The 16,055-nt window shown below is 68.7% G+C and carries 13 protein-coding genes; 9 read left to right on the top strand and 4 right to left on the bottom strand.

Going from position 1 to position 16,055, the window contains the following annotated elements; all coding sequences use genetic code 11:
• The first annotated feature begins 38 nt into the window (after positions 1–38).
• On the top strand, positions 39–1,586 hold the full coding sequence (gene lysS, locus HPF_RS19075; protein ID WP_066153435.1) for a lysine--tRNA ligase: 1,548 nt from the start codon (positions 39–41) through the stop codon (positions 1,584–1,586).
• Positions 1,587–1,593: 7 nt separating this feature from the next.
• A complete protein-coding gene (locus HPF_RS19070) occupies positions 1,594–2,625 on the top strand; it encodes a metallophosphoesterase (protein WP_066153256.1) in 1,032 nt (343 codons plus the stop codon).
• A 10-nt stretch (positions 2,626–2,635) separates the two neighbouring features.
• Here HPF_RS19070 and rpoH read toward each other — a convergent pair whose 3' ends face one another.
• Positions 2,636–3,592 carry an RNA polymerase sigma factor RpoH gene (gene rpoH, locus HPF_RS19065; protein WP_133157540.1) on the bottom strand — a complete coding sequence of 319 codons (957 nt, stop codon included), beginning with the start codon at positions 3,590–3,592 and terminating at the stop codon, positions 2,636–2,638.
• A gap of 156 nt (positions 3,593–3,748) precedes the next feature.
• On the opposite strand from rpoH, the gene imuA reads away from it, so the two are divergent.
• From imuA to HPF_RS19050, 3 genes are read left to right on the top strand one after another with little or no spacing between them, the layout of a single operon-like run.
• Positions 3,749–4,537, top strand: coding sequence for a translesion DNA synthesis-associated protein ImuA (gene imuA, locus HPF_RS19060; RefSeq protein WP_133157539.1), 789 nt, complete (start codon positions 3,749–3,751; stop codon positions 4,535–4,537).
• Positions 4,482–5,789 carry a Y-family DNA polymerase gene (locus tag HPF_RS19055; RefSeq protein WP_133157538.1) on the top strand — a complete coding sequence of 436 codons (1,308 nt, stop codon included), beginning with the start codon at positions 4,482–4,484 and terminating at the stop codon, positions 5,787–5,789. Before imuA ends, HPF_RS19055 begins: the two co-directional genes overlap by 56 nt.
• Positions 5,790–5,798: 9 nt before the next feature.
• Positions 5,799–8,921 (top strand): error-prone DNA polymerase, encoded by a 3,123-nt coding sequence (locus tag HPF_RS19050; protein WP_133157537.1) that lies wholly within the window; start codon positions 5,799–5,801, stop codon positions 8,919–8,921.
• Here the strand turns inward: HPF_RS19050 and HPF_RS19045 are convergent.
• Entirely contained in the window at positions 8,872–9,591 is a 720-nt protein-coding gene (locus tag HPF_RS19045) for a Crp/Fnr family transcriptional regulator (RefSeq protein WP_066153272.1), read from the bottom strand. The two genes, HPF_RS19050 and HPF_RS19045, sit on opposite strands and share 50 nt — an antisense overlap.
• 125 nt (positions 9,592–9,716) lie before the next feature.
• Here HPF_RS19045 and HPF_RS19040 point away from each other — a divergent pair, with 125 nt between their 5' ends.
• A complete protein-coding gene (locus HPF_RS19040) occupies positions 9,717–10,250 on the top strand; it encodes an Mpo1 family 2-hydroxy fatty acid dioxygenase (protein WP_133157536.1) in 534 nt (177 codons plus the stop codon).
• On the opposite strand, the gene HPF_RS19035 is transcribed toward HPF_RS19040, so the two are convergent.
• The gene (locus HPF_RS19035) at positions 10,225–10,695 is read right to left on the bottom strand and encodes an EVE domain-containing protein (protein WP_066153277.1); all 471 of its coding nucleotides are present in this window, start codon (positions 10,693–10,695) and stop codon (positions 10,225–10,227) included. The genes HPF_RS19040 and HPF_RS19035 overlap by 26 nt on opposite strands.
• A gap of 73 nt (positions 10,696–10,768) precedes the next feature.
• On the opposite strand from HPF_RS19035, the gene HPF_RS19030 reads away from it, so the two are divergent.
• From HPF_RS19030 to HPF_RS19020, 3 genes are all read left to right on the top strand, one after another.
• Positions 10,769–11,989, top strand: a complete 1,221-nt coding sequence (locus tag HPF_RS19030; protein WP_133157535.1) for a multidrug effflux MFS transporter — start codon at positions 10,769–10,771, stop codon at positions 11,987–11,989.
• Positions 11,990–12,088: 99 nt separating this feature from the next.
• Positions 12,089–12,613 carry a DUF2889 domain-containing protein gene (locus HPF_RS19025; RefSeq protein WP_243721621.1) on the top strand — a complete coding sequence of 175 codons (525 nt, stop codon included), beginning with the start codon at positions 12,089–12,091 and terminating at the stop codon, positions 12,611–12,613.
• A 5-nt stretch (positions 12,614–12,618) separates the two neighbouring features.
• Positions 12,619–13,401, top strand: a complete 783-nt coding sequence (locus HPF_RS19020; protein ID WP_133157533.1) for an NUDIX hydrolase — start codon at positions 12,619–12,621, stop codon at positions 13,399–13,401.
• A gap of 276 nt (positions 13,402–13,677) precedes the next feature.
• Here HPF_RS19020 and hsdR read toward each other — a convergent pair whose 3' ends face one another.
• Positions 13,678–16,023 (bottom strand): EcoAI/FtnUII family type I restriction enzme subunit R, encoded by a 2,346-nt coding sequence (hsdR, locus tag HPF_RS19015; RefSeq protein ID WP_133157532.1) that lies wholly within the window; start codon positions 16,021–16,023, stop codon positions 13,678–13,680.
• Positions 16,024–16,055: the final 32 nt, after the last annotated feature.

Here is a 16,055-nt window from a genome sequence, read left to right as displayed (position 1 = left end):
GCTTTTGTGGCGCAACCCGTTTTTATTTGTCCAACACCATGACCACCGAACACGCCCACGCCATCCCCGCCGCCGACGACAACCAGCTGATTGCGGAGCGGCGCGAGAAACTCAAAGGCCTGCGCGAGGCGCAGCAGCGCGGCGAGGGCGTGGCGTTTCCCAACGATTTCAAACCGCGCGACACGGCCGAGGCGCTGTTCGCCGCGCACGGCGAATCGAGCAAGGAAGCGCTGGAGGCGAACCCGGTGCGCGCCTGTGTCTCGGGCCGCATGATGCTCAAGCGCGTGATGGGCAAGGCCTGTTTTGCGACCATCCAGGATTCGTCCTTCGGCCCCAGCGGCGGCCGCATCCAGCTCTACCTGAACACCGACAGCGTGGGTGAAGAGAAGCTGGCCGCCTTCAAGCACTGGGACCTGGGCGACATCGTGGCGGCCGAAGGTGTGCTGATGCGCACCCGCACCGGCGAGCTGTCCATCCACGCCGACCAGATCCGCCTGATCACCAAGAGCCTGCGCCCGCTGCCCGACAAGTTCCACGGCGTGGCCGACCAGGAAATCAAATACCGCCAGCGCTATGTGGACCTGATGACCGACGAAGGCGCCCGCAAGCGCTTCGTCACGCGCAGCAAGGCCCTGGCCAGCATCCGCGACTTCATGGTCGGTCACGGCTTCCTCGAAGTCGAAACACCCATGCTGCACCCCATCCCCGGCGGCGCCAATGCCAAGCCGTTCAAGACGCACCACAACGCGCTGGACCAGGAGATGTTCCTGCGCATCGCGCCTGAGCTCTACCTCAAGCGCCTGCTGGTCGGCGGCTTCGAGCGTGTGTTCGAGATCAACCGCAACTTCCGCAACGAAGGTATCTCGGTCCGCCACAACCCCGAATTCACCATGATGGAGTTCTACGCGGCGTACTGGAACTACCAGGACCTGATGGACTTCAACGAGCAGCTGATCCGTCATGTCGTGAAGCAAGTGCATGGCGACACGCCACTGACCTACAACGGCCAGCCGGTGGACGTGTTCTCGCCCTTCGAGCGCCTGACCATACGAGAAGCCATCCTCAAGTACACCGACGCCGGCGCCGGCGTGGACGACCCGGCCTGGCTGATCCCGGCCCTGCGCAAGCTGGGCATGAGCGAAGAGAAGCACCAGCTCTCGACCCGCTCGCTCGCCAGCCTGCAGGTGCTGTATTTCGAGGAGACGGTGGAAGAGAAGCTCTGGAACCCGACCTTCATCATGGAGCACCCGACCGAGATTTCGCCGCTGGCCCGGGCCAACGACGACCGGCCCGAGGTGACCGAGCGCTTCGAGCTCTACATCACCGGCCGCGAGTTCGGCAACGCCTTCTCCGAGCTGAACGACGCCGAGGACCAGGCCGCGCGCTTCCACGCCCAGGTCGCGGCAAAGGACGGCGGCGACGAAGAGGCGATGTACTACGACGCCGACTTCATCCGCGCGCTCGAATACGGCATGCCGCCGGCCGGTGGCTGCGGCATCGGCATCGACCGCCTGATGATGCTGCTGACCGACTCGCCCAGCATCCGCGACGTGATCCTGTTCCCCGCGCTGCGCCGCGAACACTGACGCCACCGTGAGCGACCTGCAGCGCCTGGACCGCCGCGTCTGGTGGCTGGTCGGCGGGGCGCTGCTGCTGTCGCTGGCCATCACGGCCTGGGACCACTGGGGGCGCTGGCACACCCCGCGCCTGGAAGTGCGCAACTTCGTCATGCTCTGGCTCTACTGGGCGCCGCGCCTGGCGGGGCTGCCGCTGCTGGTGGGCCTGTGGCTGCGCTGGCGCATCGAGCGTGGCGCGCGCCGCTGGCGCCACCCGGTCTATGCGGCTTTGGTGCTGGTGGGCCTGTGGTCGTCGTGGATCGAGCCTTACTGGATCCGCGTGCGCCACACCACCCTGTCCGGCATTCCGGCCGAAGCACAGCCGCTGAAGTTGGCGCTGGTCGCCGACATCCACTGGGGCCTGTTCTTCCGCGACCGGCAGCTGGACGATCTGGTGAACCGCCTCAACGCCATGGATGTGGACGCGGTGATCGTCGCGGGCGACTGGACGCACGAGCCGACGCAGGACCTGCGTGCGGGCTTCGCACCGCTGGCCCGTCTGCGTCATCCGGTCTGGGGCGTGCTGGGCAACCACGATGTGCAGGCGCCGGGGCCGAAACTCACCGCGCCGCTGCGCGAAGCGCTGACGCAGCACGGTGTTCGCCTGATCGAAGGGCAGGCCGTGCCCTTGAAGGGCTGGGAGCTGGTGGGCCTGGACGATCAGTGGGGCGGGCGGCCACAGCCGCAGATTGAGCGCCTCTGGCCAGGCGGCCTCAGCAACGACTCAACCCGGCGGCTGGTGGTGGTGCACCAGCCCGACACCGTGGCCCTGCTGCCGAAGGGCGCGGCGTTCCTGTCCATGGCCGGGCACACCCATGGTGGGCAGATCTGGATTCCCGGTTTTTCGCCCTGGTTCCTGCGCAAGACCAATTCCCTGCAGCCCTGGTGGAACGGGCTGTACGGCACAAGGGCCGGGCAGCTGCTGGTGACGCCCGGTGTGGGCACGATCGGCCTGCCGGCGCGGCTGGGGGTGCGGCCGACCATCGACCGCATCGATCTCGTGCGCTGAGCACGCGGGCTCAGGCGAATTCGGCCAGGGCCTTGCGCATCTTCTTCATGGCCGCGACCTCGATCTGGCGGATTCGCTCGGCGCTCACGCCGTACTCAGCGGCCAGTTCGTGCAGCGTCATGCCGCCCGAGCCGTCGTCGTTCACCTTGAGCCAGCGCTCGGTCACGATGCGGCGCGAGCGGTCGTCCAGTTCGCCCATGGCCCGCGCAATGCCTTCGGTGGCCAGCACGTCGCGCTGGGCCGATTCGATCATCGCGGTCGGCTCGTGGTTGGCGTCGGCCAGCCAGGCGATCGGGCCGTAGGTCTCTTCGCCGTCGTCGGCGGGCGAGGGGTCGAGCACCACGTCGCCGCCGGACAGGCGGGTTTCCATCTCGCGCACTTCCTCGGGCTTGACCTTGAGGTCGCGCGCGACCACGTCGATCTCGCTGTCGGACAGGGCCTCGCGGTGGGTGTCGCCTTCGGCGGCCTCGGCGCGGAAGCCCTGCTTCATCGAGCGCAGGTTGAAGAACAGCTTGCGCTGGGCCTTGGTCGTGGCGACCTTGACCATGCGCCAGTTCTTCAGGATGTATTCGTGGATCTCGGCCTTGATCCAGTGGATGGCGTAGCTCACCAGGCGCACGCCCTGGTCGGGGTCGAAGCGCTTGACGGCCTTCATCAGGCCCACGTTGCCTTCCTGGATCAGGTCGCCGTGCGGCAGGCCGTAGCCCAGGTACTGGCGGGCGATGGACACCACCAGACGCAGGTGCGACATCACCAGCTGGCCGGCGGCTTCCAGGTCGTTGTGGTCGCGCAGGCGGCGGGCGGCCGACTGCTCTTCTTCGAGCGTCAGCAGCGGCATGCGGTTGACCGCGGAGATGTACGCGTCCAGGTTGCCCAGCGGCGGCAGCGTCAGCGAACGGTTCCACGGGCTGGCGATGGCCAGCGTGGTGGTCGGCAGGGCGGCGGGGGCGAGCAGGGTGGTGGACATGTGAAGAACCTCCTCAGGTGGTCTTGCAGAAATGTTAGCACTCTCTATGAGTGAGTGCTAATTGAATGGTTCCATGACCGTGATATCCGGGGGTGGACAATCGGTTCGATTTCTTTTACTGTACATAAAAACAGTATTTGAGTCCTTGCTGCCACCATGCCCACCCCGTTCATCCGCCCGTCCGGCGATCTGCCGGCCAGCCTGTCCGCCCTCGTCTGGCGCGGCGATACGCTGGGCCGGCCGGTCACGGCCAGCTGCGCCAGCGGGTTCGGGGCGCTTGACGCAGCCTTGCCGGGCGGGGGCTGGCCCGGATTCGGGCTGACCGAACTGTTGTCGAGCCCAGCGGGTGCCCTGGAGTTCCGCCTGCTGGGGCCGGCGCTGGGCCGGGTCTGCGCCACCGGGCGGGAGGTGGTGCTGGTCGGGCCGCCGCAGCCACCGCACCTGCCGGGTCTGCTGCCGTACGGCGTCACAGCCCGGCAGCTGGTCTGGGTGCAGGCCGGCACCCCGGTCGAGCGCCTCTGGGCCACCGAACAGCTGGTCAAGGCCGGCAGCTGCGGGGCGGTGCTGGCCTGGCTGCCCCAGGCACGGCCGGCGCAGTTGCGGCGCCTGCAGGTGCTGGCCAGTGAGCACGAAGGCCCGGTGTGGCTGTGCCGGCCGGCAGTCTCAGCGCGCGAATCGTCGGCGGCGCCCCTGCGCCTGCTGGTGCGTCCGGGTGCCGGCTGGGCCCTGGCGGTCGACGTGATCAAGCGCAAGGGCCCACCACTGGCGCACACGCTGCAGCTGCCGGCGCTGCCGGCCGGGCTGTCGGCGGTGCTGCCGCCCCGGCTGCTGGACCTGGACCTGGGCCATGGAGCCGCCGACCGTTTCCCTGTTCCTCGCGAGGCCGACCATGCTGTGGTCCGCACTCCGACTGCCGAGCACCGACGACCCGCCGTCCCCCACTGACGCGGCGCTGCAGGCGCTGGCGGTCTGGGCGCTGCAGTTCACGCCCCGTGTCGCCATCGCCGAAGAGGCCGTGTTGCTGGAGGTGGCGGCCAGCCTGCGCCTGTTCGGCGGGCGGGCGGCGCTGCGCGAACGGCTCTGGGGCGAGGCGCAGGAACTGGGGGCGGTGGCCCTGGCCTGGGCACCCAACGCCCTGGCCGCGCTGGCGCTGGCGCGCGCGGAGGTGGAGGACGGGGTGTCGCCGCCGCTGGCGCGCGCGCTGGACGCGCTGCCGATGGCGACCCTGAGCGCCGTGCGGCCGCACCAGCCGACCCTGGCGCGCATCGGCTGTCGCACGCTGGGCGATCTGCGGCGGCTGCCGCGCGCGGGGCTGGCGCGGCGGTTCGATGCGGCGCTGCTGGCGGCGCTGGACCAGGCCTACGGCCGCGCCCCCGAGACGCACGTCTGGGTCACGCTGCCGGCGGTGTTCGATGCGCGGCTGGAGCTGCCGCACCGGGTGGACAGCGCGGAAACCCTGGTCTTCGGCGCGCGCCGCCTGCTGCTGCAGCTTGCGGCCTGGCTGTCGGCGCGGCACAGCGGCGTGACGGCGTTCACCCTGCACTGGGCGCACGACGCGATGCGCTCGCGCGGGGTGAGCGAGGGCGGGCAGCTGACCGTGCGCACGGCCGAGCCCACGCGCGAGGCCGGGCACCTCGCGCGGCTGCTGGCCGAGCACCTCTCGCATGTCGCGCTGGCCGCCCCGGTGGGTGATCTGCGGCTGACGGCCGAAGGCGTGGTGCCGCTGGCGCCGCAGAGCGCGTCGTGGCTGCCCGACGACGCCCGCGGCCGGGAGCCGCTGGCCCTGGTGCTGGAGCGGTTGGCGGTGCGGCTGGGCGAGGACCGGGTGGTCCGGCCGCTGCTGTGCGAAGACCACCGGCCCGAGGCGATGGGCCGCTGGCAGCCGGCCGCGCAGGCGCTGCCGCGCGGGGCCTGGCCGGTGGTGCCCGCGGGGCCGCAGCCATCCTTGCTGCTGGACCGGCCGCTGAAGCTGCTGGTGCGCCAGCACCGGCCGCTGTACCAGGGCGAGCTGCAGCTGCTGCTCGGTCCCCAGCGCGTGGAGGGCGGCTGGTGGGACCGCGACGAGGCCGCAGGTCACTCCCGCCACGCGGTGCGCGACTACTGGGTCGCCCAGTCGCCGCTGGCGGGGGTGCTGTGGGTGTTCCAGACGCGGCTGGCGCAAGAGCCGGCCTGGTTTCTTCACGGCTTTTTTGCTTGAAGACCAGCCATGTCCCTGCCCGACTACGCCGAGCTGCTGTGCTGCTCCAACTTCACTTTCCTGCGCGGCGCCAGCCACGCCGAGGAACTGGTGCTGCGCGCCCAGGCCATGGGCTACACCGCACTGGCCGTCACCGACGAATGCTCCATGGCCGGCATCGCACGGGCGCACGTGGCCGCCAAAAAGCACGGCCTGCCGCTCATCGTGGGCAGCCAGTTCCGCGTGCAGGCCGAGGGCGGCCCCAGCGGCGACTTCACCCTGCTGCTGCTGGCCACGAATCTCAACGGTTACGGCAACCTCTGCGAGCTCATCACGCGGCTGCGCCGCTCGGCCGACAAGGGCACGTACCGACTGCGGCTCGGCGATGTGAACCCAGAGGCCCTGACCGACTGCCTGGCCATCGCCGTGCCGCCGCGCGGCACCACACAAGACCAGTGCAACGCCACCGCGCAATGGTTGCTCGGCGCCTTCCTGGGGCGTTGCTGGCTGGGCGTGACGCAGCTGGGCCGGCTGGATGACGCCATCCACCTGCACCGCCTGCGCGAGGCCGGCGCGCTCACGGCCGTGCCGCTGGTGGCGGTGGGCGATGTGCACATGCACGTGCGCTCGCGAAAGCCGCTGCAGGATGTGCTGACCGCCATCCGCATTGGCCGGCCGCTGACAGAGTGCGGCTTCGCGCTCGCGCCCAACGCCGAGCAGCACCTGCGCACCCGCGTGCGGCTGGCACAGAGCTTTCCGCCCGATCTGCTGGCCGAAACTCTGCACATTGCCGGCCGCTGCACGAAGTGGTCGCTGGACGAGCTGCGCTACCAGTACCCGGCCGAGGTGGTGCCCGAAGGCCGGACGCCGGCGCAGCATCTGCGTGCGCTCACCGAAGCCGGCGCCGCCGCGCACTGGCCGGCGGGTGTGCCGGGCAAAGTGCGCGACCAGATCGAACACGAACTCGCCCTCATCACCGAGCTGGGCTACGAGCACTACTTCCTCACCGTGCACGACATCGTGGCCTTCGCGCGTGGCGAAGGCATCCTCTGCCAGGGCCGTGGCTCGGCCGCCAACAGCGCGGTCTGCTATTGCCTGGGCGTGACGGCGGTGGACCCGGCGCGCTCCTCGCTGCTGTTCGAGCGCTTCCTCTCGAAAGAGCGCAACGAGCCGCCCGACATCGACGTGGACTTCGAACACGAGCGGCGCGAAGAGGTCATCCAGTACCTCTACCGCAAGTACGGCCGTGACCGCGCCGCGCTCACCGCCACCGTCATCAGCTACCGCCCGCGCAGCACGGTGCGCGACGTGGGCAAGGCCCTGGGCTTTGACGACGAGCTGCTGGAGCGGCTGGCGCGCGACCACCGCTGGTGGGACGAGGACGGCCTGGCCGACACGCGGCTGCGCGAGGCCGGGCTGGACCCGGACAGCCTGGCGGCGCGCCAGTTCGTCACCCTGGTCAAGCAGTTGCTGGGCTTCCCGCGCCACCTCTCGCAGCACACCGGCGGCTTTGTGCTCACCAGCGGCCCGCTGGCGCGGCTGGTGCCGATCGAAAACGCGTCCATGCCCGACCGCACCGTCATCCAGTGGGACAAGGACGACCTCGACGCCATGGGCCTGCTCAAGGTCGACGTGCTGGCACTGGGCATGCTGACGGCCATCCGCAAGTCGCTGGACTTCATCGGCCGGCGGCGCGGCCGGCCCATGCCCCTGCACACCATTCCCGACAAAGACGAGGCCACCTTCGACATGATCTGTGCCGCCGACACCGTGGGCGTGTTCCAGATCGAGAGCCGCGCGCAGATGGCCATGCTGCCGCGCCTGCGGCCGCGCACCTTCTACGACCTTGTGGTCGAGGTCGCGCTGGTGCGGCCCGGCCCGATCCAGGGCGGGGCGGTGCATCCGTATCTGCGGCGGCGCCAGGGCAAGGAAGACGTCGATTACCCCAAGGGCCTGGAGGCCGCGCTGGAACGCACGCTGGGCGTGCCGGTGTTCCAGGAGCAGTGCATGCAGATCGCCATGATCGCGGCCGACTTCACCCCCGGCGAGGCCGACGGCCTGCGCCGCGCCATGGGCGCCTGGCGGCGCACCGGCGGCCTGGGGGCCTACGAACACCGGCTGATCGACGGCATGACGCGCAACGACTACCCGCTCGAATTCGCGCAGCGCGTGGTCGAACAGGTCAAGGGCTTCTCCAGCTACGGCTTCCCAGAAAGCCACGCGGTCAGCTTTGCGCTGCTGGTCTACGACAGCTGCTGGATCAAGCGCCACCACCCGGCCGAGTTCCTGGCCGCCATGCTCAACAGCCAGCCGCTGGGCTTCTACACCCCCAGCCAGCTGGTGCAGGACGCGCAGCGCCACGGCGTGGTGGTGCGACCGGTGGACGTGGGCCACAGCGACTGGGACTGCACGCTCGAAGACATGCCCGCGCCCGAGGCACCGGGCCACCCGGTGGTGCGGCTGGGGCTTCGGCTGGTGAGCGGACTGTCCAAAGAAGAGGCCTTGCGCATCAGCGCCGCCCGCGCCGAACGGCCCTTCACCAGCACCGAGGATCTGGCCCTGCGCGCGCAACTCGACCGCCAGACCCTGCAGCAACTGGCCGCCGCCGACGCGCTGCAGAGCCTGGCCGGCCACCGCCGCCAGCAGGTCTGGGACGCCTCCGCGCTGCAGGCGGCGCCCGCCATCCTGCGCCGCGCGCCGGTCAACGAGGCCACGCTTGCACTCGACGAAGCGCCCGAAGGCGAGGCCATCGTCTGGGACTACGCGAGCACCAGCCTGACCCTGCGCCGGCACCCGCTGGCCCTGCTGCGCGAGCGGCTGCAAAAGCGCCGCTTCATGACCGCCGAACAACTGAAGGCCGCGCCCGACGGCCGCCTGGTGCGCGCCTGCGGCATCGTCACCTGTCGCCAGCAGCCGGGCACCTCGCAAGGTGTGGTCTTCGTGACGCTGGAGGACGAGACCGGCACGGTGCAGGTCATCGTCTGGCGCGCGCTGCGCGAGCGCCAGCGCGCCGAGCTCACCGGCTCCCGCCTGCTGGCTGTGCACGGCGTCTGGCAGCGCGAAGGGGAGGTCTGCAACCTGATCGCCGGCCGGCTGGAAAACCTCAACCCGCTGCTGGGCCGGCTGGCGCCGGGGAGCCGGGATTTTCACTAGGGGCCGGCAGCTCGATCTCCCCATAGTGCAGCCGCAGCCGCCCGCCGGCTTCCAGCGCCTTGAGCGCCTTGTTGATGCTCTGGCGGCTCACGCCCAGCATCTGGGCCAGCAGCTCCTGCGACAGGCGGATGCGCCGGCGCGGCGCGTCGCGGCTGCCGTAGCCGCGGGCCACCAGCTGCAGCCGGCGCCACACGCGCTCTTCCAGCGGCAGCTGGGCCAGCTCTTCCACCGCGATGAACAGCACACGCAGCTTGCGGCAGGCCAGCCGAGCCAGTTCGCGCCACATCGCCGGGTGGGTGTCCAGCCAGGCCAGCAGCGCCTCTCGCGGCACCACCAGCACTTGGGTGGGACCGTCGGCCACGGCGTCGTGGGTGCGCGGGCGACCGTCGATGAGCGAGATCTCGCCGAACCATTGGTAGGGCTCCAGGTAGGCGAGCAAGGCGTTGTGGCCCTCGGCGTTGAGGGCGCCAATGCGCAACGCGCCCGCGACCACGGCACACAGGCCGTCGGCTTCGCCGCCACGCGCGAAAAGCGGTTCACCGGGCACCAGGTGGCGCATGCGGGCCAGGCGCAGCAACTCGGCCTGCAGCGCCGGGTCGCAGGCGCTGAACCATTCATCGCTGGCCAGGGCAGTGTGCAGGCCGGGCGGGGCCGGGGTGGATGCGGGCATGGCGGCTAGGGGTTTGCCCGCAAGACGGTGCGGTGCCGGCGGGGTTTGTCGAAATTTTGACAGACGCCCTGGCGCCGTACCGCCATCCTTGCCGCTTTCACGGCTGCCACGACAAGGAGACACGCATGGACACCGCCACCCGCCAGCTGATCGAGTACGCGTGCTACCACCGCGACCCGCGCAACATCGCGACCCACTTTGTCGGCATCCCGCTGATCGCCTTCGGCATCGCGGTGATGCTGGCGCGCGTGCCGCTGGGCGGGGCCGATGCCCTGCTGCCGGGCGCGCACTGGCTGGTCTGGGCGCTGACAGGCGTCTGGTACTTGAGGCAAGGGCGCTGGTCGCTGACGGTGCCCACCCTCGCGGTGCTGGGGGCGATGGTGGCGCTGGCCGATCCCCTCGCTGAGGCGGACATGCCCTCCTGGCTCGCCTGGGGGCTGGGCAGCTTTGTGGTCGGCTGGGTGTTCCAGGCGGTCGGGCATGTGTGGGAAGGCCGCAAACCGGCCTTTTTCGACGACCTGCGCGGCCTGCTCGTGGGCCCGATGTTCCTGGTGGCCGAGGTGCAGATGGCGGTGGGTTTGCAGCGCGACGTGCGCGCGGCGGTGATCGCCGGCGCCGGCCCGATGCGCGTTGTCAATCGCCCAACAGCCGCCGAGTGATGAAGGTCCAGTGCGCCTCGCTCACCGGCGTGATCGAGAGCCGGCTGCCGCGCTGCAGCACCACCATCTCGGCCAGCTCGGGCGTGGCGCGCAGCTCGGGCAGACCGATCAGCCGGGTCTTCTTCAGCGCCTGCACATCCCGCAGCAGCCAGCGCGGTTTGTCGGGTGAGGACTTGGGGTCGAAGTAGGGTGAGGCCGGGTCGAACTGTGTCGGGTCGGGACGGATCTCGGACGCCACACGCGCCAGGCCCACGATGCCCGGTTCGGCGCAGCTGGAGTGGTAGAACAGCACGCCGTCGCCCACCTGCATCGCGTCGCGCATGAAGTTGCGCGCCTGGTAGTTGCGCACGCCGGTCCAGGGCACGGAGGCGCCGGGCGCGGCCAGGGCGTCGTCGATCGAGCACTCCTCGGGCTCGGACTTCATCAGCCAGTACTGGGTGTTCATGGCGCCATGTTAGCGGGGGGTATCTCGCAGCGGACGCGACTTGCGTGCAAATCACGGTAGCCTCGGGGGCTTCATGACCGCATCCGCCACTCCCACCGCTCCCCACCGCCTGCTGATCGCCAACCTGCTGGCTCAGCTTGCCTTCGGCCTGTTGGCCATGACCATCTGCCTGCCGTCGATGCAGGAATGGGGTGCGATTTTCGGCTCCAGCCAGGCGGCGGTGCAGCTGACCTTCAGCGGCTACGTCGTCACCTACGGCTCGCTGCAGCTGGTCTACGGCCCGCTGTCGGATCGGCTGGGCCGCAAGCGCATCCTGATGATCGGCCTGGTCATCGCCTTCGCAGGCTCGGTGATGGCGGTCTTCGCACCCGACCTCCCGACCCTGGTGCTGGCGCGGCTGCTGCAGGGCGCCGGCAGTGCGGCCTGCATGGTGATTGGCCGGGCGCTGGTGCAGGACCTGTTCGCCGGGCCCGAGCGCACGCGCGTGATGGCCTACGTGGGCATGGCCATGGGCCTGTGTCCCCCGCTGGCCACCATCATCGGCGGGCAACTGCATGTGCGCCTGGGCTGGCAGTCGAACTTCGTCGTCATGGCGGTGCTCGCCGTGCTGCTGTTCATTGCGGCCTGGCGCGGCCTGCCCGAGCACCAGAGCGGCACCGGCGTGCAGCCGCACTGGCTCAAGGCCATGCTCTCGTCCTACGCGCAGCTGGCGCGCGAGCCCTCGTTCGGCCTGCACGTGCTGCTGCTGGCCATGATCAGCGCCACCTTCTACGCCTTCCTCGGCGGCGCACCCATCGTGCTGGGCAGCTACGGGGTGGGGCCCGACGGCATCGGTTTCTACATCATGGCCATCCCGGGCTCGTACATCGTGGGCAACTACCTGACCATGCACCTGTCGCACCGAATCAGCGAGCGCCGCATCATGCGGCTCGGGCAGGCGCTCACGGTTGGTGGCGTGGCGCTGATGCTGCTGCTGGCGCTGGCGGGGCTGAACAACCCGCTGGCGTTCGCGCTGCCGCTGGTGCTGCTGGGCATCGGCCACGGCCTGCTGGTGCCGCCGGCGCTGGCCGGCACGGTGGGCTTGCTGCCGGCGCTGGCAGGGTCGGCTGCCGCCGTGGCCGGCCTGTCGCAGCAGCTCATGGGCGCGGTCGGTGGGTTTGCCGTTGGCCTGTTCCACCACGAGGGCGCGGTCAACCTGGGCTGGCTGATGCTGGGCCTGGCGCTGTGCGGTGCCGCCGCGCAGTGGCGCCTGCACCGCGGCCAGCAGCCGCCACCTCCGCAGCGACTCGGGTGACATGACCGGGCCGGCGCTGCGGAGACAATGGTGTCTGTTCGTCTGTTCCCCGATGGAGCTTCTGCCTTGCCTCTGCCGCCGCCCGTTGCCCGCACCCCCATGCACACCCGCCGTGTCGAGTACCGCGGCTTCCGCCGCGACGACGGCCTGTGGGATATCGAGGGCGAGATGCTCGACACCAAGCCGCACGCCTTCGAGATCGAGGGCGAGGGGGAATGGGCACCCCACGAGCCGATCCACCACATGAGCATCCGGGTCACGGTCGACGAGGCCATGGTGATCCGTGATGTGCAGGTCAGCATGGATGCCCATCCGCACGACCCCTGCCCGCAGGCCATGCCGCCGATGCAGGGCCTGATCGGCGAGACGCTGGGCAAGGGCTGGCGCAAGACTATTGAACGCCACCTGGGTGGCACCATCGGCTGCACCCACCTGCGCGAGCTGCTGTTCAATCTGGCCACTGCGGCTTTCCAGACCCGCTCGTCCTCGTTTGCGCCTGCGGGCGACGGACGTCCGCCCATGCACCTGGGCCAGTGCAAAGCCTGGGCCTTCGACGGACCGGTGGTCGAGAAGGTCTACCCTATGTTCTTCCGCTGGCAGCCACCACCGAAAGCCGCCGGCTGATCCGCATGGCCATCGAGATCCACTTCGACGCGGTCGACTGCGCGCCAATCGACTCCGCCACCGTGATGGTGTTGCGCGATGGCGCGCGCGGCCTGGAGGTGCTGATGGTGCGCCGCCACGGGGATTCGGGCGTGCTGGGTGGCGTACACGTGTTCCCGGGTGGCAAGCTGGACGAGCAGGACAGCGAGGCGGCGCTGCCGGGCCTGGACCACGACGCCGGCTGGTTTGCACAGGCGCTGGCCGAGCCCGGTCTGGCGCCGGTGGTGGCGCGCGGCCTGTTTGCCTCGGCGCTGCGCGAGACCCGCGAGGAATGCGCGCTGGCGCTGCCTGCGGATTCGTTGTGGCCCTGGTCACGCTGGATCACGCCACGCCAGCCGTCGGTGACCCGCAAGCGCTTCGACACCCGCTTCTTCGTTGCCGTCGCGCCGCCGGACCAGGAGGCGGTGCACGACGACTTCGAGGCCACCGAGGTGGTGTGGGTACCTCCGGCCGAAGGCTTGCAGCGCTACTGGGCCGGCGAGATCGACCTGGCGCCGCCGCAGATCATGAGCCTGGTGCAGCTGGTGCGCATCCGGGATGTGGTCGGGGCGCTCGACCTGGCTCGCCAGCGCCCGCCGGCCCTGATCGAGCCGCAGCCGTTCGACGACCACGGCGAGCGCGTGATCTGCTACCCGGGCGATCCCGCGCACCCGGTGCGCGAGCCCGTCTGGATCGGGCCGACACGGCTGCGCTACCGCAACCGGCGCTTCGAGCCAGAGGGCGGTCTGGCGGCCCTGCTGGGGGACTGAACAACGCTCAGAAACGACAACGCCCACTCGGAAGTGGGCGCTGAAGCGGAACGAATTCCTGGCGGGAAGGAGGGCTTCACATCATGGCCCGGAAGCATTGAAAAACCTCACTTTCTGGATGAGGTGGTATGCTTTGTGCCCCCAAATATGCCCCCAGATCAGCGTGGCTGGAGAGTGTGACCCCTGAAGCTGAACCTGTCGGGATACCGCCTGTCGAATGTCGCTCGCTCGTTGGGGAAGCACCACAACCCATGAGCACAAGGGAACGCGGCAGACTCACGGTTGTCCGTAGAGAAATCGTTGAAAGCCTATGAACGTCTGGCGAATCTGCTCAGGGGATCCCAGATCTGTTGCCGCATCGGCCAGCGCGTTGTTGTAACGGAGGCGGAGCAGAGGTGTCAGCTTTTCCGGCGCCAGCTCATCCACCCCTTGTGCGACGTACTGGCCCAGCACGAACTCAATGAAGGCCTGCTGCTTGTAGCCATAGGTCCCGCTGGCCTTGGCTTTGGCATTTGCTGCGCGCTCAGACCGGGTATGGGTGGGCAGTGCAAACGCCACGTACGCGAGCACATCGAACAGGTCGCTCTTCTCTGCGTCAATGACGCGCTGCATTTCGGCCAGTGGCTCCCGCCCAAAGCCTCTCTCGGCCAGCGCATCAAGCAAACCCTTGCGCGTGGTCGGGTCGGCCCAGATGGCGCGCAGTTCGTCCTCGTTCTTGAAGAACTCAGGTAGCGCGCCAAACAGGCTTTCCAGAAACTGTGCCGGAGAGAGTGGCTTGCCGTCAGGTCCCCAGAACGTGGTGACCGACATGTGCTGAATCTGCCGTGCCTTCCCGTCTGCCAGCTTAATCACCAGCTTCTCTGGCCTGTGCTCAGGCAAAGGACCAGGTCCAACCGGTGGGGGCTCGTCTTCCTCGCCCCCGACAGGTCGTACTGGCCGCGGTTGAGGCTGCTCCGGCTCGATGGGCTCGCCATCCCATTCCGGATCACTGAACAGGTGGTGCGCCTTCACGAAGTCCAGGATCGTGAAGTAGTCCTTGCCGTCGTACAGCCGCGTGCCCCGGCCGATGATCTGCTTGAACTCGATCATCGAGTTCACAGGCCGCATCAGCACGATGTTCCGCACATTGCGCGCGTCCACCCCGGTGGAGAGCTTCTGTGACGTGGTTAGCACCGTCGGGATGGTCTTCTCGTTGTCCTGGAAGTCCCGCAAGTACTGCTCCCCCAACGCACCATCGTTGGCCGTGACACGGGCGCAGTACAGCGGGTTCGTGCTGCTCGCGTTCTGGTTGATCAGGTCACGCACTAGGGCAGCATGCGATTGTGTCGCACAGAAAACGATGGTCTTCTCACGCTGGTCGATCATGCCCAGCATCATCTTCACCCGATGGACCTCGCGCTCCTTGATCTCGATGACGCGGTTGAAGTCCTTCTCTTCGTAGCGTTTGCCCTGTTCCACCTGGCCCAACAGCACCTCGTCATCGGCGGTGTAGACGTACTCGTCCATCGTCGTGGCGATCTGCTTCACCCGGAACGGCGTCAGAAAGCCGTCGTTGATGCCGTCCTTGAGCGAGTAAACATACACCGGCTCGCCGAAGTAGGCGTAGGTGTCGGTGTTGAGGGTCCGCTTAGGGGTGGCCGTCAGCCCCAGTTGAACCGCCGGGCTGAAGTAGTTGAGGATGTCTCGCCAACTGCTTTCGTCGTTCGCTCCGCCCCGGTGGCACTCGTCGATGATGATCAGGTCGAAGAAGTCGGGCGGGTAGTCGCCAAAGTACGGCGTGTCCCCGGGACCGCTCATGAAGGTCTGGAAGATCGTGAAGAAGACGCTGCCGTTCTTGGGCACCCGACCCTTGCGCTTGATCTCGTCCGGTGCGATGCGCACCAGCGCATCGTCAGGGAACGCCGAGAACGCGTTGTAGGCCTGATCTGCCAGGATGTTGCGGTCCGCCAGAAACAGGATGCGCGGGCGCCGCGTACCCAGCTCTTCCGGCGTTGCGTCGGCCTTGCGCCAGTCCGTCAGGTTCCAGCGCGCCTGGTAGAGCTTCCAGGCCAGTTGGAAGGCGATGAAGGTCTTGCCTGTTCCAGTGGCCAGCGTCAGCAGCACACGGTCGCGCCCCTCGCCCACGGCGTCCAGCACGCGTTGAATGGCGATGTCCTGGTAGTACCGGCCTTGCCAAGTTCCGCCCTTGTCTTCAAATGGAACGGCTGCAAAGCGCTCGCGCCAGGCATTGGCCACGGCATAGGTCAGCGCCCACAACGCTTCAGGCGTCGGGAAAGCAGGTACGTCACATTCGTCACCGGCCGCCATGTCCATGCGGTAGATGCTCTGCCCGTTGGTCGCAAACGCGAAGCGCAGCGAAAGCTTGGCCGCGTAGCTCTTGGCCTGCGCCACACCTTCCGCGCAAGGTTTGTCCCAGGCCTTGGCCTCAATCACAGCCAGCTTGGTGTTACGGTAAACCAGTACGTAGTCGGCTATTTCGGCTCTGGCGCGCTGACCTGCACCCTGCAGTCGGCCGGCGGTGATGCCGTGTTCCCGCAGCACGCGACTGCCCTCAACCACACCCCAGCCCGCAGCTTTGAGCGCGGGGTCGATGTGTTCGGCGCGGGTTTCGGCTTCGTTCATGGTTGACAGTCTATATATCCACCTGCTGGCAT

This window comes from Hydrogenophaga pseudoflava, from assembly GCF_004353865.1.
Lineage (GTDB): Bacteria > Pseudomonadota > Gammaproteobacteria > Burkholderiales > Burkholderiaceae_C > Hydrogenophaga > Hydrogenophaga pseudoflava.
Note: the sequence above shows the minus strand (reverse complement) of the source record. Positions and strands in the feature narration are given on the sequence as shown.